This is a genomic window from Caballeronia sp. RCC_10, assembly GCF_041360715.1.
In the GTDB taxonomy this organism is placed as follows: domain Bacteria; phylum Pseudomonadota; class Gammaproteobacteria; order Burkholderiales; family Burkholderiaceae; genus Caballeronia; species Caballeronia grimmiae.
In genome coordinates this window covers 897639-918461 of record NZ_JBFUPT010000001.1, presented here as the reverse complement: position 1 = coordinate 918461, position 20823 = coordinate 897639, and the positions used below count along the sequence as shown (strand labels likewise).

The following is a 20823-nucleotide window of genomic DNA, read 5'->3' as shown; positions in this document are numbered from 1 at the left end:
AAGCCTGCCGCCGGGCCGCGCGGCTAGAATGGACCGAATCCCTACTTACAGACGATGTCATGCGTATCCTGCTAGTCGAAGATGACCGGATGATCGCCGAGGGCGTGCGCAAGGCGCTGCGGGCGGACGGCTTCGCGGTCGACTGGGTGCAGGACGGCGAGGCGGCGCTCACGGCCGTCGCCGGCGAGGCCTACGATCTGATGCTGCTCGACCTTGGCCTGCCGAAGCGCGACGGCCTCGACGTGCTGAAGACGCTGCGCGCCCGCGCGAATTCTTTGCCGGTGCTGGTCGTCACTGCGCGCGATGCGATCGCGGATCGCGTGAAGGGTCTCGATGCCGGCGCGGACGATTACCTCGTCAAGCCCTTCGATCTCGACGAACTCGGCGCCCGCATGCGCGCGCTGATTCGCCGGCATGCGGGACGCGGCGAATCGCTCGTGCGGCACGGCAATCTCACGCTCGATCCGGTCGGTCATCAAGTGACGCTCGCAGGCGCGCCCGTTGCCTTGTCGGCGCGCGAGTTCGCGTTGCTCGAAGCGCTGATGGCGCGGCCCGGCGCGGTGCTCTCGAAGAGCCAGCTCGAAGAGAAGATTTACGGCTGGGGCGAGGAGATCGGCAGCAACACGGTCGAGGTGTATATCCATTCGCTCAGAAAGAAGCTCGGCGCCGATCTGATCCGCAACGTGCGCGGTCTCGGCTACATGGTCGCGAAGGACGCCTGATGCGGTCGATTCGCCGCCAACTGCTCATCTGGCTGCTTGCGCTCGTGATCGTCGGCGTCGGGTTCGCCGGATGGCTGATCTACCGGCAGGCGCTCGCCGAAGCCAACGAGCTTTTCGATTACCAGCTTCAGCAGATCGCGGCGGCGCTGCCGTCGGAGCCGTTCTCGTCGGTGCTGACATCGCGCAGCGAAAGTGATGAAGGCGTCGTCATCCAGATATGGAATCGCAACGGCGTGCTGATGTACTACTCGCATCCGCGCGTGCCGCTCGCGCCGCATGCCGAGCTTGGCTTCTCCACCGAAATGACCGCACGCGGCGAATGGCGCGTGTATAGCGCGATCGTCGGCGATAACGTCGTGCAGCTCGCGCAGCCGCTGTCGATACGCAATCGCGTCGCGGCCGGCGTCGCGTGGCGCACGCTGTGGCCGCTCGTGCTGCTGTTGCCGCTGCTCGGCCTCGCGATATGGATCATCGTCGGGCAAGGGCTCGCGCCGTTGCAGCGCGTGACGCGCGCGCTCGACACGCGTCATCCCGAGGCGCTCGATCCGCTCTCGGATCAACGCTTGCCGCAGGAAGTGCGGCCGCTCGTGCGGGCGCTCAATGCGCTGCTGTCGCGGCTGTCGACTGCGCTCGATACCCAGAAAGCCTTCGTCGCCGATGCCGCGCATGAACTGCGCACGCCGCTCGCCGCGGTGAAGATTCAGGCGCAGCTCGTCGCGCGCGCCGAGGACGACGCGACGCGGCGCGAAGCGCTCGCGGACCTGAACGAAGGCATCGCGCGCGCGACGCGGCTTGCGGAGCAACTGCTCGCGCTGGCGCGTTCCGAGCCCGATGGCAAGGCCGTCGCGAAGGCCGTCGATTTGCGCGCGCTGCTCGACGACTGCGTCCGTGCGTACGTGCTGGTCGCCGAGGAGCGCGGCGTCGATCTGGGCATCGAGGCGAGCGAGCCGGCGACGGTCGTCGGCGATCCGGACTCGCTGCGCGTGATGTTCAACAACCTGATCGACAACGCGACCAAATACACGCCGAGGGGCGGGCGCGTGGATGTCTGCCTCAAAGTGCGCGACGGTCGGCCCATCGTCGAAATCGCCGATACGGGGCCGGGCATTCCCGCCGATGAACGCGAGCGCGTGTTCGACCGGTTTTATCGCGTGGGGCAAAGTGCGAATCGGGCGCGTACGGATGTCGCGGGAAGCGGGCTCGGGCTCGCGATCGTCAGGCGCATCGCGGATCAACATCGGGCGAGCGTCGAGTTGGCGGAGTCGGCGGCGGGCGGGTTGAAGGTCATCGTGCGGCTTTGATCGCTTGCCACGAAATAGTTTGGAATGCTTGGCAAAGCGCAGCTTGATCGACTTGTTGCTGCTGAAAAGCTTTTTTAGCTCGCCGATTAATGATGCTGATCCTCTATTCTCGTTCAGAACAAAACAAAAACCTCGTTTCGCTAATGAAATTAGGAAATCTCTACTTCGCTCGATGAGCATTACTGATTAGTCTGCACCGTTCTTTTGTTAACTCTGTGAGGAGACGGTGCAATGAAGCGTGCAGGGCATGGACACGGCGATGTTTGCCGGAAGAATGTTGGAACGATGGTGGCGTATCGCATGAAAGTGGTGGCCGCGGCGGTCGCGATGATGATGGGGAGCACGGCGGCGATGGCTGCGGGGCAACTGGTCCTCTGCAACGGGGCCTCGGGACTGAGTACCGTTGTTCAGAATGGCGGTCTTAATCCCGGTGTTGCTCCGGCAAACGGGTGCACCAATGACGGCAGGGACTTCGCGCTAATTTCGGACGACAATGGAACCGCGCCGGATTACATAAAGCTCGGCAGCGGCACTGTCGAGATCATGGCGGCAGACCGAATCTCGATGCTGACGCGCGTGGACATGAACGGCAGCGGCATCATGAATCTGGCAGACGGTGCTGTCTCGTCAGCCAGCAAGGAAGCCATCAACGGCTCACAACTCTTTTCGCTCGCAAGCTCGACAGCGAACGCGCTCGGCGGCGGGGCAGCCGTCAACAGCAACGGCACCTGGTCATCTCCGACCTATAACATCGGCGGCCAGCAGTTCCATAACGTCGGCGACGCGCTGTCGAACCTCGATAGCCGCATCGTGCAGAGCAGCGGCGCAGCGCTAGTTAAGCAGGACCCGGCGACGCACAACATTACCGTGGCAAAGGACACCGACGGCACCGTCGTCGATGTGACCGGCACGCAAGGCGCACGTCAGGTGACGGGTGTCGGGGCAGGCGCGCTTGCCGCGTATAGCACCGACGCGGTCAACGGCTCGCAGCTCTACCAGACCAACGTGCAGGTCGACGCGCTGAACCAGCGCGTGCAGAACATTTCGCTCAACGGCAGCTCGCTGGTGGCGTCGCAGGCCAACGATTCGCCCGCGTCCGCAACCGGTGCCAACGCAACGGCGATCGGCAACGGCGCGCAGGCTACGGCGGCGAACTCCGTCGCGCTGGGCGACCATTCGGTTGCATCCGAGGACAACACGGTGTCGGTCGGTTCGGCAGGCAACGAGCGTCGCGTGACGAACGTCGGCGCAGGCGCGCTCACCGCGGACAGCACCGACGCCGTCATTGGCTCGCAGCTGTATCAGACCAACGTGGAGGTCAACGCGCTGAACCAGCGCGTGCAGAACATTTCCATCGGCGGCAGCTCGGTCGTGGCCTCGCAGGCCACCGATTCGCCCGCGTCCGCAACCGGTGCCAACGCAACGGCGATCGGCAACGGCGCGCAGGCCACTGCGGCGAACTCCGTCGCGCTCGGCGACCGTTCGGTCGCATCCGAGGACAACACGGTGTCGGTCGGTTCGGCAGGCAACGAGCGTCGCGTGACGAACGTAGCGGCGGGCGTGCGGGGCACCGACGCGGCCAACATGAACCAGTTGAACGCGCTGCAGAGCAACGTCAACGCGGTCGCGCGCGAAGCGTTCGCGGGCGTCGCCGCGGCGATGGCCATGCCGAATCTCACGCCGAACAAGCCGGGCAATACGCTCATCGCCGCCGGCGTCGCCAACTACAAGGGCTATACGGCAGTCGGTCTTGGCGGCACCTATCGTTCCGAGAACAATCACTGGCTCGTGAACGCGGCGGCATCGTTCACGCCGCACGGTGACACAGGCGTGCGCGGTCAGGTCGGCTACGAGTTCTAATCGTACTCACTAGCGACTTCGCGCGAAGAAAAGGGCGGCTGTCCAAAAGGGCAGCCGCCCTTTTTCGTGCTATCGCGATCAGCGCTGCGCGGCTTTAAGAACGGTTTAAGCGACGCCCCGTAACCTTCCGTCATCCGTAGAGTCCGCTCTACCCCAGCGCACCTGTTATCTGGAGCACACGATGAAAGCGAAGATCGTCACCCGCAGCGCCGTCGCTGCCGCCGTCGCCGTTGCCTTGTCGGCGGGCTATGTCGCCGGTCACAACAACGTTGCCGCGCCGCAGGTCATCGCGCCCGCGCAGGCCGCCGCGATGATGCCGGCCGAGGCCGCCGCGAAAACGGGCGTCCCCGATTTCTCGGGCCTCGTCGAGACCTATGGCCCCGCCGTCGTAAACATCAGCGCGAAGCACGTGGTGAAGCAGACGTCCGCGCGACGCGGCGGCGCGAACCAGTTGCCGATGGACCCCGACGATCCGTTCTATCAGTTCTTCAAGCGCTTCTACGGCAACGTCCCGGGCCTGGGCGGCGGCGACGGCGGCGGACGCGCGGATCGTCCGAGCGAAGGCCTCGGCTCGGGCTTCATCGTGAGCAGCGATGGCTACATCCTCACGAACGCGCATGTCGTCGATAACGCGAACGTCGTGACCGTCAAGCTGACGGACAAGCGCGAGTTTCGCGCGAAGGTCGTCGGGGCCGACAAGCAGTCCGATGTCGCGGTGCTGAAGATCGACGCGAAAAGCTTGCCGACCGTCAAGATCGGCGATCCCAACGGCAGCAAGGTCGGCCAGTGGGTCGTGGCGATCGGCTCGCCCTATGGTTTCGACAACACCGTGACGTCGGGCATCATCAGCGCGAAGTCGCGCACGCTGCCGAACGAGAACTACACGCCGTTCATCCAGACCGACGTGCCGGTCAATCCGGGCAACTCGGGCGGGCCGCTCTTCAATCTGCAAGGCGAAGTCATCGGCATCAACTCGATGATCTACTCTCAGACCGGCGGCTTTCAGGGGCTTTCGTTCGCTATCCCGATCAATGAAGCAATCAAGGTCAAGGACGCGCTCATCAAAACGGGCCATGTGGATCGCGGGCGCCTCGGCGTCACGGTGCAGGCGATGAACCAGACGCTCGCCAATTCGTTCGGCATGAAGGCGCCGCAGGGCGCGCTCGTGAGTTCGGTGGAGCCGGGCGGGCCGGCTGCGAAGGCGGGCCTCCAGCCGGGCGATGTGATCGTCGCGCTCAACGGCGTGCCGGTGACGGACTCGACGTCGCTGCCGTCGCAGGTCGCGGGGCTGCCGCCGGGCACGTCGGCGAAGGTGCAGGTCTGGCGCGACAAGGGCACGAAGGATATCGACGTGAAGATCGGCGCGCTGAAGGATGCCAAGATCGCCAGCGTCGACACGAACGATGACGGCGCGGGTGGTGCGTCGCAGGATGCGCGGCTCGGCGTCGCCGTGCGGCCGCTCACGCCGGAAGAGAAGCAGGAAGGGTCGCTGTCGCGCGGCCTGGTCGTGCAGCAGGCGAACGGCGCGGCGGCAAGCGCAGGCATTCAGGCCGGCGACGTGATCCTCGCGGTCAACGGCCAGCCGGTCACCAGCGTGCAGCAGTTGAAGGCGATGGTCTCGCATGCGGGCGACAGCATCGCGCTGCTGATCCAGCGGGATGACGCTCAGATCTTCGTGCCGGTGGATCTGGGCTAAACGGCCGGGCGCGGCGGGCACGCAGCGTGCTTTTCTGGCTGCGGTGCCCTATCGCGCTGGAGGTGCGCATCGGGGCGTGACGTCGCTGGCGCTCTGGCGTGCGGCGGCATCGGAAAAGGAGCCAATAACGATGACGATGACGAGCAAAACAGGAAAGCTGGCCGCGACGCTGCTGGCCACGGCGCTGTGCGCGGGATTCACGAGCGGCGCATGGGCGCAAGCGGCGAGCGGCGTGAATGCCGCGAGCGCCGGCACGGCCGAAACCGGCAGCGCGGGCAACGCCAACGGCGGTGGCTTGCCGCAAATCGAACAACAAGGGGAGGTGTCGTACACGTCGGGCGGCGTCGGTCTCGACGAATCGCGCGCATTGTTGCGCGAACAGGCGCACTGGCCGCTGTCGCTGCGCTTCACGGGCCCGACCGCCGACTATCTGTCGGGCGTGCACGTGCGGATCGTCGGCGGGAAGGGCGGCGAAGTGCTCAGTACGGAATCGATGGGCCCGTATATGCTCGTCAAGCTGCCGGCGGGCAATTACACCGTCTACGCCAAGTACAAGGACCAGGAAAAGAAGCAGTCTGTCAGCGTGTCCGGGCCGGGCAAGGCCAAGGCAGCGTTCCACTGGAACATTCAATGATGCGGTGAGCCGCGCATCAGGACTGCCCCTCCCTCGCGGCAGGAGTTTGTCTCATAATCAAGTCACGAGCCGGCTTCGGCTGGCTCGTGACTTTTTTGTGACCTGTGACGGGGCGCACGGCGCGCCTCGCGACTCTCTGAACCGCAGCGCGGAGGACAGCACGATGAGCACGGATCTGAACGACGGGCACGCGACGCACCGCATCGAGATTTTGCCGAACGCCCGGCGCTGCCGCGTGATCCACCAGGGCGTCACCTTCGCCGACACGCATGCAGCCCTCACGCTGAGCGAAACGGGGCACGAGAACGTTTACTATTTTCCGCGCGCCGACGTCAACATGGCGCGGCTCGAACGCTCGATTCACACGTCGCACTGCCCGTTCAAGGGCGATGCCACCTACTACCATCTGCTCACCGAGGACGGTCCGGTCGAAAACGCCGTCTGGAGTTACGAAAACCCGCTCGACGCCGTGGCGGTCATCAAGGGCTATCTGGCGTTTTATCCGTCGCGGGTCGATCGCATCGATGTGACTTCTTAGCGAGCCGCCGCACAGACGCGCGTTCGCCGGCGTGCCAAAACAAGCGAAAGAAATTGAAAGCGAACGAAAGCCAGCGTCAGGCGTTTTTCGTCCCCGGAGGGTCGGATGGAAGTCACGGAAGCGTTGCGCGTGCCGCTCGACCCGGCGCACGTCCGGGAGGCGCTCTGCGACCTCGCATTACTGCGGGCGAGCCTCGAAAACTGTGAGTCCTTTGCACGCACGCCGGCCGGCGAATACGCGCTGACGCTCGTCGTACCGCTCGGCGCGCTGCGGGCGCGGTACGAGGTGCGGGCGCATCCGGCGGGGCGCACGCGGCAGGGCGGCAGCGTCGAGCCGCACTCGCACTCGCACGACCGCGCGGAGGAAGAAGGCTGCGCCCGCACGCTCAGCTTCAAGGCGCGCAGCGAGGGCGTCGGTTCGTTGCGCGGGCAGATTGCCGTCGCGCTGAATGCAGAGGACGACGGCCGCGCCACGTGGATCGAGTACACCGTTTGGGCGACGGTCACTGGGCCGCTCGCCGGCTTGCCGCCGCGCCAGATCGAAAATGCGCTGCGCGAATGCGCCGACGACTTCTTCGCGGAATTCTGCGAAGTCGTGCGCGCGAAGCATGGCTTGCCGTCGATGCGCGCGGCAGGCGAGCGCACGCGCCGTCATGTGTTCTTGCGGCCGGGCGGGATGTCGGCGGCGTTCTCGCGTCGCACCGGAGCGACGGCGCGCGCGATGCATCTCGCATCCGGCGATGCCGCCGCGAGCGGTGTGCTGCGGCATCGGCTGGGCGCGCATGCGTTGGGGGCGCATGAGCGGGAGCATCGGCATGATTCGCATCCGTTGGGATTGCCGGGCTGGGCGTGGGCAGCGATGCTGGTTTGTATCGCCGCGCTGGTGTTCTTTGCGCCGCGGGCGGGGCTGCAATAAGGGAACGCGATCAGCTTCGAGTTCGCGCGGTTCGTTCGAAGCGGCTGCGGTTCTTATTGAAACAGCATCGTGAGCGGATTGAGTCGCGTCGGCGGCAGCGCGATCATGCCGTCGTTTTGCGATGAATCATCGATCAGGAAGTCGGGCGTCCAGTAAAGCGCTACTTTTCCGGCAGCGAAATAAGTGCGTTCCGCGAGCAGTTTCATATCGGAGGTGCGGTAAAGGCGTAGCCGCATTCTTTATCTGGCTGTGCAGAAACCGCTGTCGGCTTTAGACGTCCCGGAGATGAACGATACATTCTCCCTTCGGCGCTCGGCTTTCTCATAATGCTTCCACGCACTATTCGTTGATGCCAGGAGCAGAAAAAGCCCGACTAGGATTCTGGCGAACGTCGATATGTGCCGCGCGCTGTCCCTTTGCTTTGCCAACTCGGACCAAAGCTCGGCCAAGAGCGCGCCGAAGAGAAGAACCGTCGCCATAAGTGGCGCGAAGCCGCCTGGCCAGCGAGAGGGCATATTTGAGTTCGAGAAGGGCCGAAATCCCCAGCGGCGGAAGAGGCAAGATGAGACCGCGCGGCATGACTTATCGTCGAGGCGCGCAGCCATTTATTACGGTCTTGCTGCAGCACCCTTGCGCCCGACCGACGCGCGCTGCGCCGGCACAACCGGGACTCCACCGTCGAACCGGCGCTGATTTTGAATCGACGCTACAGTCTCCCTTTCACCGCTAAAGGACCACTCATGCCCCGCCGCGCCCTGATCGTCATCGACGTGCAGAACGAATACGTCACCGGCAATCTGCCGATCGAATATCCCGATGTGAACGTGTCGCTCGCCAATATCGGCCGCGCGATGGATGCCGCCGACGCCCACGGCGTGCCGATCGTCGTCGTGCAGAATTTCGCGCCCGCCGCCGCGCCGATTTTCGCTCGCGGTTCAGCGATGGCGGAGCTGCATGAATCGGTGGCCGGACGCCCGCGCGCGCACTACGTCGAAAAGTCGCTGCCGAGCGCATTTGCGGGCACCGATCTCGCCGAATGGCTCGCTGCGCACGACATCGACACCATCGTGATCGCCGGCTACATGACCCACAATTGCGACGATTCCACCGTCCGCCATGCCGTCCACGCGGGTTTGTCGGTGGAATTTCTCGTCGATGCGACCGGCGCCGTGCCGTATGAGAACCGGGCGGGCCGCGCGAGCGCAGACGAGATTCATCGCGTGTTCACGGTGGTGATGCAATCGCGATTCGCCGCTGTGCTGACCACGGACGAATGGATCGCCGCACTCGAAACCGGCGAGCCGCCCGCACGCGACAACATCTATGCGTCGAACCAGCGCGCGCGTTTTGGCGAGCGCTGATCGAAGGCTCGCAGTGTCACGCGCTCGCGGGCATCAATAGAGCGGGACTCGAACGCAGCGCGTCGAAGCACGCGTCGATCAGCGCTTCCGAATCCTGCGCGGGATCGACGCTTTCCGGCAGCATCAGCGAGTCGTGCAGGATGCCGGTGAACAGCGCATGCAGCAGCGTGGTGGCGCGGCGCGTGTCGAGCGCGGCAGGCAACTGCTGTTTGTCGATGGCGTTGCGCAGCGCCCGCTCGATGCGTTCCCGTCCGTCGCGCATGTTGTTCTGGTGACGCTCGCGGACCGGCCCCATCTCTTCGACGAACTCGCATTTCAGAAACAGGATGTCGAACACGCGGCGGCGGTGCTCGTCGGCGGTGATGTTGCGCATGCACCAGACGAAAATCTCGCGGATGTGTGCGAGCGGGTCCGGCTCCTTGCCGTCGAGCGTCGCTTCGACCAGCTCGTCGAGCGGCAGCAGGCTGCGGTCGAACATCGCGTTGAAGAGGTCGCCCTTGTTCGCGAAGTGCCAGTAGATCGCGCCACGCGTCACGCCCGCCGCCTGCGCAATGTCCGCAAGCGACGTCCGCGATACGCCTTTTTCATAAAAAACGCGTTCGGCGGCGTCCAGAATGCGGTTGCGCGTCTCCTGCGCTTCTTCCTTGGTTCGTCTGACCATGTTCGTAGTGACAGCAGCCGCTGGCGGCAGCGCGCCGGCGGATAGTGCGAAAGGATTGACAGGAAGCATTTGGGCTCGTCAAGCCCGATGCAGCGGATGATTGTTACGGCAGTAATCCGCCCAGTAGCGGATTTTTACATTCATTCGTGAATGTATTTATAATACCACCCCACACGACGACAGGACCGATGCAACTGCTTACCGGTCAACTTTCGTCACCACCGATGTTCAGATCCGCCAGCGGCGCCAGCGGCTTCAGCCAAGGTCGCGGTCCGAGGGCTCACAGATGCGCGCGTCGGCATTGAGGCGACGAGTTGCTTCTTGTTGTTGAGAAGCACGCGTTTTTTTTCGCTACCAGTTACAAAGAGGTCGCTCCATGCGCTTCGAAAGGGTTCCCTATCACCTCGTCAGTGCCGCAACGGCTGCCATGCTGCTGGCGGCATGTGGGCAAAAACAATCGGCCCCGCCGCCGCAGACGCCCGAAGTCGGCGTCGTGACGGTCCAGCCGACCGCCGTGCCGGTCACGGCCGAACTGCCGGGCCGCACGAGCGCGTATCTCGTCGCCCAGGTGCGGGCGCGCGTCGACGGCGTCGTGCTGCGCCGTGAATTCACCGAAGGCAGCATCGTCAAGGCGGGTCAGCGGCTCTACAAGATCGATCCGGCGCCGTACATCGCCCAGTTGAACAACGCGAAGGCGTCGCTTGCGAAGGCGCAGGCGAATCTCGCGTCGACGACCGCGCAGGCGAATCGCTACAAGGTGCTCGTCGCCGCGAACGCCGTCAGCAAGCAGGACTACGACAACGCCGTCGCCTCACAAGGCCAGGCCGCAGCGGACGTGGCAGCGGGCAAGGCCGCCGTCGATACCGCGCAGATCAACCTCGGCTATACCGATGTCGTCTCGCCGGTGACGGGTCAGGTCGGTATCTCGCAGGTCACGCCGGGCGCTTACGTGCAGGCGAGCCAGGCGACGCTGATGGTGACCGTGCAGCAGCTCGATCCCACTTACGTCGATCTCACGCAGTCGAGTCTCGATGGCCTCAAGCTGCGTCGCCAGATCCAGGAAGGGCGTCTGACGACGAGCGGCCCGAACGCGGCGAAGGTGTCGCTCGTGCTGGAAGACGGCCGCATCTATTCGGAGAAGGGCAAGCTGCAATTCACCGATGTCACCGTCGATCCGACCACCGGCTCCGTCACGGTCCGCGCGATCTTTCAGAACAAGGACCGCGTGCTGTTGCCGGGCATGTTCGTACGCGCGCGCATCGAAGAGGGTGTGAACCCGAGCGCGCTCGTCGTGCCGCAGATTGGCATCACGCATGACCAGAAGGGCACGCCGACCGCGCTCGTCGTCGGCGACGACAACAAGGTCGCGCTGCGCCAGCTCGTCACGTCCGGCACCTATGGGCAGAACTGGGTCGTCGAAAGCGGCCTCAAGGCGGGTGACCGCGTGATCGTGCAGGGCGTCGACAAGGTCCGTCCGGGTGCGGAAGTGAAGGTAGTGCCCGCGCAACTGCCGGCAACGGCCGGGGGAGCCTCGCAGGCGAGCGATGCGCAAGCCGCACAAGCCGCGTCGTCCGCTCAACCCGCATCTGCTGCCTCGGGCGCGTAACAACCAGGAGCCCGCCTCATGGCAAAGTTCTTCATCGATCGCCCGATTTTCGCGTGGGTGATCGCCATCGTTCTGATGCTCGCGGGTGTCGCGTCCATCTTCACATTGCCGGTCGCGCAGTATCCGACCATCGCGCCGCCGGGCGTGCAGATCAGCGCGACTTATCCGGGCGCATCGGCGAAAACGGTCGAAAACACCGTGACGCAGGTGATCGAGCAGCAGATGAGCGGTCTCGACCACTTGCTGTACCTGTCGTCGACTTCGGATGACTCCGGCACCGCGACCATCACGCTGACGTTCGCGCCGGGCACGAATCCGGACATCGCGCAGGTGCAGGTGCAGAACAAGCTGCAACTCGCGACGCCGCTTCTGCCGCAAGTCGTGCAGCAGCTCGGCACCAAGGTCACGAAGTCGAGCAACAGCTTCCTGCTGGTGCTCGCGTTCGTGTCGGAAGACGGCAGCATGTCCAAGTACGACCTCGCGAACTACGTGGCGTCGCACATCCAGGATCCGGTCAGCCGTCTCGACGGCGTCGGCACGGTCACGCTGTTCGGCTCGCAATACGCGATGCGAATCTGGCTCAACGCCAACAAGCTCAACAATTACGGCCTCACGCCGGTCGATGTCCAGGCCGCGCTGCAGGCGCAGAACGTTCAGGTCGCGGGCGGTTCGCTGGGCGGCACGCCGTCGGTGCCGGGGCAGATGCTGCAGGCCACCATCACCGAAGCGACGCTGCTTTCCACGCCCGAGCAATTCGGCAATGTGTTGCTGAAGGTGAATCAGGACGGCTCGCAAGTGCGTCTGAAGGACGTGGCGCGCATCGAGCTGGGCGGCGAAAACTACAACTTCGACACGAAGTACAGCGGCCAGCCCGCGGCGGGCTTCGGCATTCAGCTCGCAACCGGCGCGAACGCGCTCGCGACCGCGAAGGCCGTGCGCCAGAAGATCGACGAGTTGTCGAAGTACTTCCCGCACGGGCTCGTCGTGAAGTACCCGTATGACACCACGCCGTTCGTGCGGCTGTCGATCGAGGACGTGGTCAAGACGCTGATCGAAGGCATCGTGCTGGTGTTCCTCGTGATGTATCTGTTCCTGCAGAACCTGCGCGCGACGCTGATCCCGACCATCGCGGTGCCGGTCGTTCTGCTCGGCACGTTCGCGATCATGGGGGCGGTGGGCTTCTCGATCAATACGCTGTCGATGTTCGGTCTCGTGCTCGCGATCGGCCTCTTGGTGGACGATGCCATCGTGGTCGTGGAGAACGTCGAGCGGGTGATGGCGGAAGAGGGCCTGCCGCCACGCGAGGCGACTCGCAAGGCGATGGGGCAGATCACCGGCGCGCTGGTGGGCGTGGCGCTCGTGCTGTCGGCGGTGTTCGTGCCGGTGGCGCTGTCGGGCGGCTCGGTCGGCGCGATCTATCGGCAGTTCTCGCTGACGATCGTCTCCGCGATGGTGCTCTCCGTGCTGACCGCGCTGATTCTGACGCCGGCGCTTTGTGCGACGATCCTGAAGCCGATTCCGCAGGGCCATCACGAACAGAAGAAGGGCTTCTTCGGCTGGTTCAACCGCACCTTCGACAAGAGCCGCGACAAATACCATTCGGGCGTCTATCACGTCATCAGGCGTTCGGGACGGTGGCTGCTGATCTATCTGGTCGTGATCGTCGCGGTGGGCTTGCTGTTCGTGAAGCTGCCCAAGTCGTTCCTGCCGGATGAAGACCAGGGCACGATGTTCGTGCTCGTGCAGACGCCGGCCGGCTCGACGCAGGAAACTACGGCGCGCGCGTTGAAGGACGTGTCGGACTACCTGTTGAACGACGAAAAATCGATCGTCGAATCGACGTTCACGGTCAACGGTTTCAGTTTCGCGGGCCGTGGCCAGAACGCGGGTCTCGTGTTCGTGCGGATGAAGGACTACGCGCAGCGCCAGAAGGGCGACCAGAAGGTGCAGGCGCTGGTCGGCCGGCTGTTCGGGCGCTTCTCCGGCTACAAGAACGCGGTGGTGTTCCCGGTCAATCCGCCGTCGATTCCCGAACTCGGCACGGCAGCGGGCTTCGACTTCGAGCTGCAGGATCGTGCGGGCGTGGGCCACGATGCGCTGATGAACGCGCGTAACCAGTTGCTGGGCATGGCCGCGAAGGATCCGTCGCTCGCGCAGGTGCGTCCGAACGGCCTGAACGATACGCCGCAGTTCAAGGTGAACATCGATCGCGAGAAGGCGCTGGCGCTCGGCGTGACGGCTGTAGCGATCGACCAGACGTTCTCGATCGCGTGGGCATCGGCGTACGTGAACAACTTCCTCGATACGGATAGCCGGATCAAGAAGGTGTATCTGCAGGGCGACGCGCCATTCCGCATGACGCCGGAAAATCTCAACGACTGGTACGTACGCAACGGATCGGGCGGCATGGTGCCGTTCTCCGCGTTCGCCACCGGCAACTGGACTTACGGCTCACCGAAGCTCGAGCGCTACAACGGCATCTCGTCGGTCGAAATCCAGGGCGCGGCGGCTCCCGGCAAGTCCACCGGCCAGGCGATGCAGGCGATGGAAGCGCTCGCGGCGAAGCTGCCGGCAGGCATCGGCTTCGAATGGACGGGCTTGTCGTATCAGGAAATCCAGTCCGGTTCGCAGGCGCCGATTCTGTACGGCATCTCGATCCTCGTCGTGTTCCTGTGTCTCGCGGCGCTGTATGAAAGCTGGTCGATTCCGTTCTCGGTCATCATGGTGGTGCCGCTCGGCGTGATCGGCGCGCTGCTTGCCGTGACGCTGCGCGGGCTGGAGAACGACGTGTTCTTCCAGGTCGGCCTGCTGACCACCGTCGGCTTGTCGGCGAAGAACGCGATTCTGATCGTCGAGTTTGCGCGGGAGTTGCAGATATCGGAAAAGATGGGTCCGATCGAAGCAGCGATGGAAGCAGCCCGCCTGCGCTTGCGTCCGATTCTGATGACGTCGCTCGCGTTCATTCTCGGCGTGATGCCGCTTGCGATCAGCAACGGCGCGGGCTCGGCAAGCCAGCACGCGATTGGTACGGGCGTGATCGGCGGGATGCTGACGGCGACCTTCCTCGCGATCTTCATGGTGCCGATGTTCTTCGTCGTGATCCGCGCGCAGTTCAGCGGCGACAAGGAAAACCCGGAAGTCGCGCTGGAGCATTACCAGCAGCACCATCCCGACGAGCAGCATCCGCGCGATGGCAACGAAGGACACTGACATGCGTAGACTTTCTTTGATGGCGGCGGCCGTCGCGATTCTGGCGACCGGCTGCACGATGGAGCCGAAGTACGAGCGCCCCGCCGCGCCCGTGTCGACGACGTTTCCGACCGGCGGCGTCTACGCGACGCAGCCGGGCGCGGGCCAGGGTGCGCGCACTGCGCAGGGCGTCGCGGGCGCGGAGATCGGCTGGCGCGACTTTTTCGTCGATGCGCGGCTGCAGCGGCTCATCGATATCGCGCTGAAGAACAACCGCGACCTGCGCGCGTCGGTGCTGAATATTCAGGCGGCGCAGGCGCAGTATCGGATCGTGCGTTCGGAGCTGTTCCCGGCGATCAACGCGCAGGCCGATCAGTCGAAGCAGCGCACGCCGCGCAATCTCTCGTTCTTCGACCGGACCATCTCGAACACGTATTCCGTCGGCCTGAATGCGTCGTGGGAGATCGATCTGTTCGGCCGCGTGCAGAGCCTGCGGGATCAGGCGCTCGCGCAGTATTTCTCGACGGCGTATGCCCGCAAGGCGTTCGAGATTTCGCTGATCTCGCAAGTTGCGGCGCAGTATCTGCAAGTGCTGCAAGCGGATGATCTGCTGCAGGTCACCGAGCAGACGCTGAAGACGGCGCAGGAGTCGTACAGCATCGTCAAGCTGCAGTTCGACAACGGCACGGCGTCGGAACTCGACCTGAGCCAGTCGCAGACGGTGGTCGAAACGGCAACGGCGAACTATCAGGCGCAGCAGCGTGCGCGGGCGCAGGCGGTGAACGCGCTCGTGCTGTTGCTCGGCGAACCGCTTCCGGACGATCTGCCGGCCGGCATGCCGCTGAACGAGCAGGACTTGCTGACCGATATTCCGGCCGGCTTGCCGTCCGATCTGCTGACGCGCCGTCCGGACATCATGGAGGCGGAGCAGAACCTGCTGGCGGCGAACGCGAACATCGGTGCGGCGCGTGCGGCGTTCTTCCCGAGCATTTCGCTGACGGGCAGCTTCGGCACGCTCAGCCCGACGCTCGGCGGTCTCTTCAAGCCGGGTTCCGCTGCATGGAGCTTCGCGCCGACGATCACGCTGCCGATCTTCCAGGGCGGCCAGAATCAGGCGAATCTCGATCTGGCGAACATCCAGAAGAACATCCAGATCGCGCAGTACGAGAAGGCGATTCAGTCCGCATTCCGCGATGTCGCCGATGGCCTCGCCGCACGGGGCACCTACGATCAACAAATCCAGGCGCTGGAACGCGATACCGCCGCGCAACAGCGTCGTCTGGACTTGTCGACGATGCGTTACCGGCAAGGCGTCGACAGCTATCTCGGCGTGCTGACCGCGCAGCAGGACTTGTACTCCGTGCAGCAGACGCTCATCACCGCGCGCACCGAACGGCTCGCCAATCTGGTGACGCTGTATCAGGCGCTCGGCGGCGGGTGGATCGAGCATACAGGCGATCAGCCGCGCCCCGCGGACGCGCCCGCCGATGTCGGATCGGCAAGCGCATCGCAGACGGCATCGTCGCCTGCGGCAGCGGGATGATCCACATTCCTGCGCCTCATCAGTAAGTCGGAGCCCGGCCATCGCGCCGGGCTTTTTTTTCGTCTGTCCCCCGCCGCTCGCCTGCGCTTCGATACATTTGGTTTGCCGTCGTCAAATTTCATCGAATATGCCCATCCATTAGCGATCCTGATGAAAGCCGCTATCTATAATCGCGTCGCCTGAAAGGTTCAGGTAATCAGGATGTCATAAGAGGCCGCGCCTCTTCGCCTGCCGGCGCGGCAGGCAGCCGTCACAGCGAATGCATCCGGCTCGCACGCCATACGGGGCGCTCGAGCCGGCCGACGGCAACACGCGCCGTCCACATTCAGCACGCAACAGGTGCATCGATCGATCCCCGCACAGGCCGGGCATTCGCGTCATTTGCGCTCGCAACGGTGAGCGCACGCACTTCCTTCTTCCACGTCACCAAAGAGGTCGCCGCTTCATGCGCTTCGAAACGATTCCCCACCGCCTCATCTGTGTCATGGCGGCCGTGATGCTCGTCGCTGCATGCGGGGACAAACACGCTCCGATGACGCCGCCCACGCCCGAAGTCGGCGTCGTCACCCTCGCGCCCGCCGCCGTGCCGGTGACGAGCGAATTGCCGGGACGCACGAGCGCCTTCGTCGATGCGCAGGTGCGCGCGCGTGTCGATGGCATCGTGCTGCGGCGTGAGTTCACCGAAGGCAGTTTCGTCAAGGCGGGCCAGCGCCTCTACAAGATCGATCCCGCGCCCTATCTCGCGCAACTGGACAGCGCGAAGGCGTCGCTGGCGAAGGCGGAGGCCAACCTCGTCGCGACGACGGCTCAGGCCGAGCGATACAAGGTGCTCGTCGCCGCGAACGCCGTCAGCAAGCAGGACTACGACAACGCCGTCGCGGCGCTGGGTCAGGCAGCAGCGGAAGTCGCGGCGGCGAAGGCATCGGTGCGGACTGCGCAGATCAATGTCGGCTATACCGATGTGACCTCGCCCGCGAGCGGGCAGACCGGTATCTCGCAGGTCACGCCCGGCGCTTACGTGCAGGCGAGCCAGGCCACGCTGATGGCAACCGTTCAGCAGCTCGATCCGATGTATGTCGATCTCACGCAATCGAGCCTCGACGGCCTGAAGCTGCGGCGTCAGATGCAGGAAGGGCGGCTCACGAACGCGGGCCCGAATGCGGCCGAAGTCACGCTGATTCTCGAAGATGGCCGCGTCTTTCCCGAGAAGGGGCGGCTCCAGTTCAGCGACGTGACCGTCGATCGCTCGACCGGCTCCGTCACCGTGCGCGCGGTGTTTCCGAACAAGGACCGCGTGCTGTTGCCGGGGATGTTCGTGCGGGCGCGCATCGAAGAGGGCGTGAATGCGAATGCGCTGCTGGTGCCGGTGGCCGGCGTCACGCATGACCAGAAGGGCACGCCTATCGCAATGGTGGTCGGCAAGGACAACAAGGTCGCGCCGCGTCCGCTCGTGACGTCGGGCATGCATGGCCAGAACTGGATCGTCGAGAGCGGCGTCGTGGCGGGGGATCGCGTGATCGTCGAAGGCGTCGACAAGGTTCAGCCGGGGATGGAAGTGAAGGCCGCGCCGGCTTCTTCCACGCCGAAGGTCTGAACGGGGAGTCACGTCATGGCCAGATTCTTCATCGATCGCCCGATTTTCGCGTGGGTGATCGCCATCATTCTCATGCTCGCGGGCTTGGCGTCGGTATCGACGCTGCCGGTCGCGCAGTATCCGACGGTCGCGCCGCCGTCCATCCAGATCAACGCGATGTTCCCCGGCGCATCCGCGCAAACGGTCGAGAACACCGTGACGCAGGTGATCGAGCAGCAGATGAACGGGCTCGACCACTTGCTGTATCTGTCGTCCACTTCCGACGATTCGGGCGCTGCGACCATCACGCTGACCTTCGCGGCGGGCACGAACCCGGACATCGCGCAGGTTCAGGTGCAGAACAAGCTGCAACTCGCCACGCCGAGCCTGCCGCAAGTGGTGCAGCAACTCGGCCTGAGCGTGTCGAAGGCGAGCAACAGCTTCCTGCTCGTGCTCGCGTTCGTGTCCCAGGACGGCAGCATGGACCGCAACGACCTCGCGAACTACGTCGCGTCGCACGTTCAGGAACAGATCAGCCGTATCGACGGCGTCGGCACGGTGAATCTCTTCGGCACGCAATACGCGATGCGTATCTGGCTCGATCCGTACAAGCTGACGAAGTACAGCCTGATGCCGACCGACGTTCAACAGGCGTTGCAGGCGCAGAACGTTCAGGTTGCAGGCGGCTCGCTAGGCGGAACGCCTGCGGTGCCCGGCCAGGCGATGCAGGCCACCATCACCGAAGCGACGCTGCTGCGCACGCCCGAGCAGTTCGGCAACGTGCTGCTGAAGTCGAATGCGGACGGATCGCAGGTGCGCGTGAAGGATGTCGCGCGCGTGGAACTCGGCGGCGAGAACTACAACTTCGAGACGCAATACAACGGGCATCCGGCGGCGGGCTTCGGCATCAGTCTCGCGACCGGCGCGAACGCGCTCGCCACGGCGGAGCGCGTGCGCAAGAAGGTCGATCAACTGTCGAAGTACTTCCCGCACGGGCTCGTCGTCACGTATCCGTATGACACGACTCCGTTCGTGCGGCAGTCCATCTCGGACGTGATCAAGACGCTGTGCGAAGCCATCGTGCTGGTGTTCCTGGTGATGTATCTGTTCCTGCAGAACATCCGTGCGACGCTAATTCCGACCATCGCCGTGCCGGTCGTTCTGCTCGGCACGTTCGCGATCATGGGCGCGCTCGGCTTCTCCATCAACACGCTGTCGATGTTCGGCATCGTGCTCGCAATCGGCCTGCTGGTGGACGATGCGATCGTCGTCGTCGAAAACGTCGAGCGCGTGATGAGCGAGGAAGGCTTGCCGCCGCGCGAAGCCACGCGCAAGGCGATGGGGCAGATCACCGGCGCGCTGATCGGCGTGGCGCTCGTGCTGTCGGCGGTGTTCGTGCCGGTGGCGTTCTCGGGCGGTTCGGTCGGTGCGATCTATCGCCAGTTCTCGCTGACCATCGTCTCCGCGATGGTGTTGTCCGTGCTCACCGCGATGATCCTCACGCCGGGCTGTGCGCGACCATCCTGAAGCCGCTGCCTAAGGGCCACGCGCAGGCATCGACGGGCTTCTTCGGCTGGTTCAATCGCGTCTTCGACAAGAGCCGCGACAAGTATCACGCGGGCGTGACGCACGTGATTCGCCGCTCGGGGCGCTGGCTCGTCATCTATCTGGCGATCATCGCGGTGGTCGGGCTGCTGTTCACGAAGCTGCCCAAGGCGTTCCTGCCCGACGAAGATCAGGGCACGATGTTCATCCTCGTCGCCGGTCCGGCCGGATCGACGCAGGAAACGACGCAACGCGCGCTCGACGACGTCGCCGCTTATCTGTTGAAGGAAGAAAAGGCGGTCGTCGAATCGGTATTCACGGTGAACGGCTTCAGCTTCGCGGGACGCGGGCAGAACTCCGGTCTCGTGTTCGTGAGGCTGAAGGACTATGCGCAGCGGCAACACGCGGACGCGAAGGTGCAGGCGCTCGTCGGCCGCACGTTCGGGCGCTTCGCGGGCTATCGCAACGCAATGGTGTTCCCCGTCAATCCGCCGTCGATCCCCGAACTCGGCACGGCGGCGGGCTTCGACTTCGAGTTGCAGGATCGCGCGGGCGTGGGCCACGATGCGCTGATGGCCGCGCGCAATCAACTGCTCGGCATGGCGGCGAAGGAAGCGTCGCTCGCGGGCGTGCGTCCGAACGGCCTCAACGACACGCCGCAGTTCAAGGTGAACATCGACCGCGAAAAGGCGCTGGCGCTGGGCGTGCCGGCATCCGCGATCGATCAGACGTTCTCGGCGGCGTGGGCGTCGATGTATGTGAACAACTTCCTCGATACCGACAACCGCATCAAGAAGGTCTATCTGCAAGGCGATGCGCCGTTCCGCATGTCGCCCGACAACATCGACGGCTGGTACGTGCGCAACGCATCGGGCGGCATGGTGCCGTTCTCCGCGTTCGCGACCGGCGAGTGGCGCAACGGCTCGCCGAAGCTCGAGCGCTACAACGGCATGTCTGCGGTGGAAGTTCAGGGCACGGCGGCGCCCGGCAAATCGACCGGCCAGGCGATGGCCGCGATGGAAGCGCTCGCCGCGAAGCTGCCGGCGGGCATCGGTTATGAATGGACGGGCTTGTCGCTTCAGCAGATGCAATCCGGCTCGCAAGCGCCCGTTCTCTACGGAATTTCGATTCTCGTCGTGTTCCTTTGTCTTGCGGCGTTGTACGAGAGCTGGTCGATTCCGTTCTCGGTGATCATGGTCGTGCCGCTCGGCGTGATCGGCGCACTGCTCGCGGTCACGTTGCGCGGCCTGGAGAACGATGTGTTTTTCCAGGTCGGATTGCTGACCACAGTCGGTTTGTCGGCGAAGAACGCGATTCTGATCGTCGAGTTCGCGCGCGAACTGCAGCTCAATCACAACATGGGGCCGGTCGCGGCCGCGCTCGAAGCGGCGCGCTTGCGCCTGCGTCCGATCCTGATGACATCGCTGGCGTTCATTCTCGGCACGCTGCCGCTCGCGATCAGCAACGGCGCGGGTTCGGCAAGCCAGCACGCAATCGGCACCGGCGTGATCGGCGGCATGCTGACCGCGACGTTCTTCGCCATCTTCATGGTGCCGATGTTCTTCGTCGTGGTGCGCGCGCGTTTCGGCGGCGACCGTGAAGACACGAACGCGGCTATCGCGAACTACGAGCGGCAGCGTTCGGATGCTCGGGGCGTCCCGGGCAAGGAGGGGCATTGA

The 20823-nt window shown here is 64.5% G+C and carries 13 protein-coding genes and 2 pseudogenes; 13 read left to right on the top strand and 2 right to left on the bottom strand.

All coding sequences use genetic code 11. The features are described 5' to 3' along the window. Nucleotides 1-59 precede the first annotated feature (59 nt). From AB6804_RS04320 to AB6804_RS04290, 7 genes are all read left to right on the top strand, one after another. Nucleotides 60-722 (top strand): response regulator, encoded by a 663-nt coding sequence (locus tag AB6804_RS04320; protein ID WP_035961288.1) that lies wholly within the window; start codon nucleotides 60-62, stop codon nucleotides 720-722. Continuing rightward, entirely contained in the window at nucleotides 722-2023 is a 1302-nt protein-coding gene (locus AB6804_RS04315) for an ATP-binding protein (RefSeq protein WP_370885347.1), read from the top strand. The genes AB6804_RS04320 and AB6804_RS04315 overlap by 1 nt, the downstream gene beginning before the upstream one ends. A 300-nt stretch (nucleotides 2024-2323) precedes the next feature. Next, entirely contained in the window at nucleotides 2324-3883 is a 1560-nt protein-coding gene (locus tag AB6804_RS04310; protein ID WP_370885346.1) for a YadA family autotransporter adhesin, read from the top strand. 181 nt (nucleotides 3884-4064) lie between these two features. Further along, entirely contained in the window at nucleotides 4065-5579 is a 1515-nt protein-coding gene (locus AB6804_RS04305; RefSeq protein ID WP_370885345.1) for a DegQ family serine endoprotease, read from the top strand. A 136-nt stretch (nucleotides 5580-5715) separates the two neighbouring features. Next, nucleotides 5716-6213 (top strand): carboxypeptidase regulatory-like domain-containing protein, encoded by a 498-nt coding sequence (locus AB6804_RS04300; RefSeq protein WP_244794829.1) that lies wholly within the window; start codon nucleotides 5716-5718, stop codon nucleotides 6211-6213. 163 nt (nucleotides 6214-6376) lie between these two features. After that, nucleotides 6377-6751 carry a DUF427 domain-containing protein gene (locus AB6804_RS04295; RefSeq protein WP_370885344.1) on the top strand — a complete coding sequence of 125 codons (375 nt, stop codon included), beginning with the start codon at nucleotides 6377-6379 and terminating at the stop codon, nucleotides 6749-6751. 105 nt (nucleotides 6752-6856) lie between these two features. After that, the gene (locus AB6804_RS04290) at nucleotides 6857-7666 is read left to right on the top strand and encodes a CoxG family protein (protein WP_370885343.1); all 810 of its coding nucleotides are present in this window, start codon (nucleotides 6857-6859) and stop codon (nucleotides 7664-7666) included. A gap of 53 nt (nucleotides 7667-7719) precedes the next feature. Here AB6804_RS04290 and AB6804_RS04285 read toward each other — a convergent pair whose 3' ends face one another. After that, a complete protein-coding gene (locus tag AB6804_RS04285; protein ID WP_370885342.1) occupies nucleotides 7720-7872 on the bottom strand; it encodes a hypothetical protein in 153 nt (50 codons plus the stop codon). A 534-nt stretch (nucleotides 7873-8406) separates the two neighbouring features. Here AB6804_RS04285 and AB6804_RS04280 point away from each other — a divergent pair. Next, nucleotides 8407-9027: a cysteine hydrolase family protein gene (locus tag AB6804_RS04280; RefSeq protein WP_370885341.1), complete on the top strand. Its 621-nt coding sequence runs from the start codon at nucleotides 8407-8409 to the stop codon at nucleotides 9025-9027. 16 nt (nucleotides 9028-9043) lie between these two features. Here AB6804_RS04280 and AB6804_RS04275 read toward each other — a convergent pair whose 3' ends face one another. Further along, nucleotides 9044-9688, bottom strand: coding sequence for a TetR family transcriptional regulator (locus AB6804_RS04275; protein ID WP_370885419.1), 645 nt, complete (start codon nucleotides 9686-9688; stop codon nucleotides 9044-9046). Nucleotides 9689-10064: 376 nt separating this feature from the next. Here AB6804_RS04275 and AB6804_RS04270 point away from each other — a divergent pair, with 376 nt between their 5' ends. From AB6804_RS04270 to AB6804_RS04250, 5 genes and pseudogenes are all read left to right on the top strand, one after another. Further along, entirely contained in the window at nucleotides 10065-11294 is a 1230-nt protein-coding gene (locus AB6804_RS04270; RefSeq protein ID WP_370885340.1) for an efflux RND transporter periplasmic adaptor subunit, read from the top strand. A gap of 18 nt (nucleotides 11295-11312) precedes the next feature. After that, a complete protein-coding gene (locus AB6804_RS04265; protein WP_370885339.1) occupies nucleotides 11313-14504 on the top strand; it encodes an efflux RND transporter permease subunit in 3192 nt (1063 codons plus the stop codon). 1 nt (nucleotide 14505) lies between these two features. Continuing rightward, nucleotides 14506-16026, top strand: coding sequence for an efflux transporter outer membrane subunit (locus AB6804_RS04260; protein ID WP_370885338.1), 1521 nt, complete (start codon nucleotides 14506-14508; stop codon nucleotides 16024-16026). Nucleotides 16027-16471: 445 nt separating this feature from the next. After that, nucleotides 16472-17599: pseudogene (locus AB6804_RS04255) on the top strand (efflux RND transporter periplasmic adaptor subunit); the annotation flags it as partial. A gap of 36 nt (nucleotides 17600-17635) precedes the next feature. Beyond that, nucleotides 17636-20823: pseudogene (locus tag AB6804_RS04250) on the top strand (efflux RND transporter permease subunit).

Coding starts and splice junctions, on each gene's coding strand:
- AB6804_RS04320 (WP_035961288.1), top strand. CDS start 60: ATGCGTATCCTGCTAGTCGAAGATGACCGGATGATCGCCGAGGGCGTG.
- AB6804_RS04315 (WP_370885347.1), top strand. CDS start 722: ATGCGGTCGATTCGCCGCCAACTGCTCATCTGGCTGCTTGCGCTCGTG.
- AB6804_RS04310 (WP_370885346.1), top strand. CDS start 2,324: ATGAAAGTGGTGGCCGCGGCGGTCGCGATGATGATGGGGAGCACGGCG.
- AB6804_RS04305 (WP_370885345.1), top strand. CDS start 4,065: ATGAAAGCGAAGATCGTCACCCGCAGCGCCGTCGCTGCCGCCGTCGCC.
- AB6804_RS04300 (WP_244794829.1), top strand. CDS start 5,716: ATGACGAGCAAAACAGGAAAGCTGGCCGCGACGCTGCTGGCCACGGCG.
- AB6804_RS04295 (WP_370885344.1), top strand. CDS start 6,377: ATGAGCACGGATCTGAACGACGGGCACGCGACGCACCGCATCGAGATT.
- AB6804_RS04290 (WP_370885343.1), top strand. CDS start 6,857: ATGGAAGTCACGGAAGCGTTGCGCGTGCCGCTCGACCCGGCGCACGTC.
- AB6804_RS04285 (WP_370885342.1), bottom strand. CDS start 7,872: ATGAAACTGCTCGCGGAACGCACTTATTTCGCTGCCGGAAAAGTAGCG.
- AB6804_RS04280 (WP_370885341.1), top strand. CDS start 8,407: ATGCCCCGCCGCGCCCTGATCGTCATCGACGTGCAGAACGAATACGTC.
- AB6804_RS04275 (WP_370885419.1), bottom strand. CDS start 9,688: ATGGTCAGACGAACCAAGGAAGAAGCGCAGGAGACGCGCAACCGCATT.
- AB6804_RS04270 (WP_370885340.1), top strand. CDS start 10,065: ATGCGCTTCGAAAGGGTTCCCTATCACCTCGTCAGTGCCGCAACGGCT.
- AB6804_RS04265 (WP_370885339.1), top strand. CDS start 11,313: ATGGCAAAGTTCTTCATCGATCGCCCGATTTTCGCGTGGGTGATCGCC.
- AB6804_RS04260 (WP_370885338.1), top strand. CDS start 14,506: ATGCGTAGACTTTCTTTGATGGCGGCGGCCGTCGCGATTCTGGCGACC.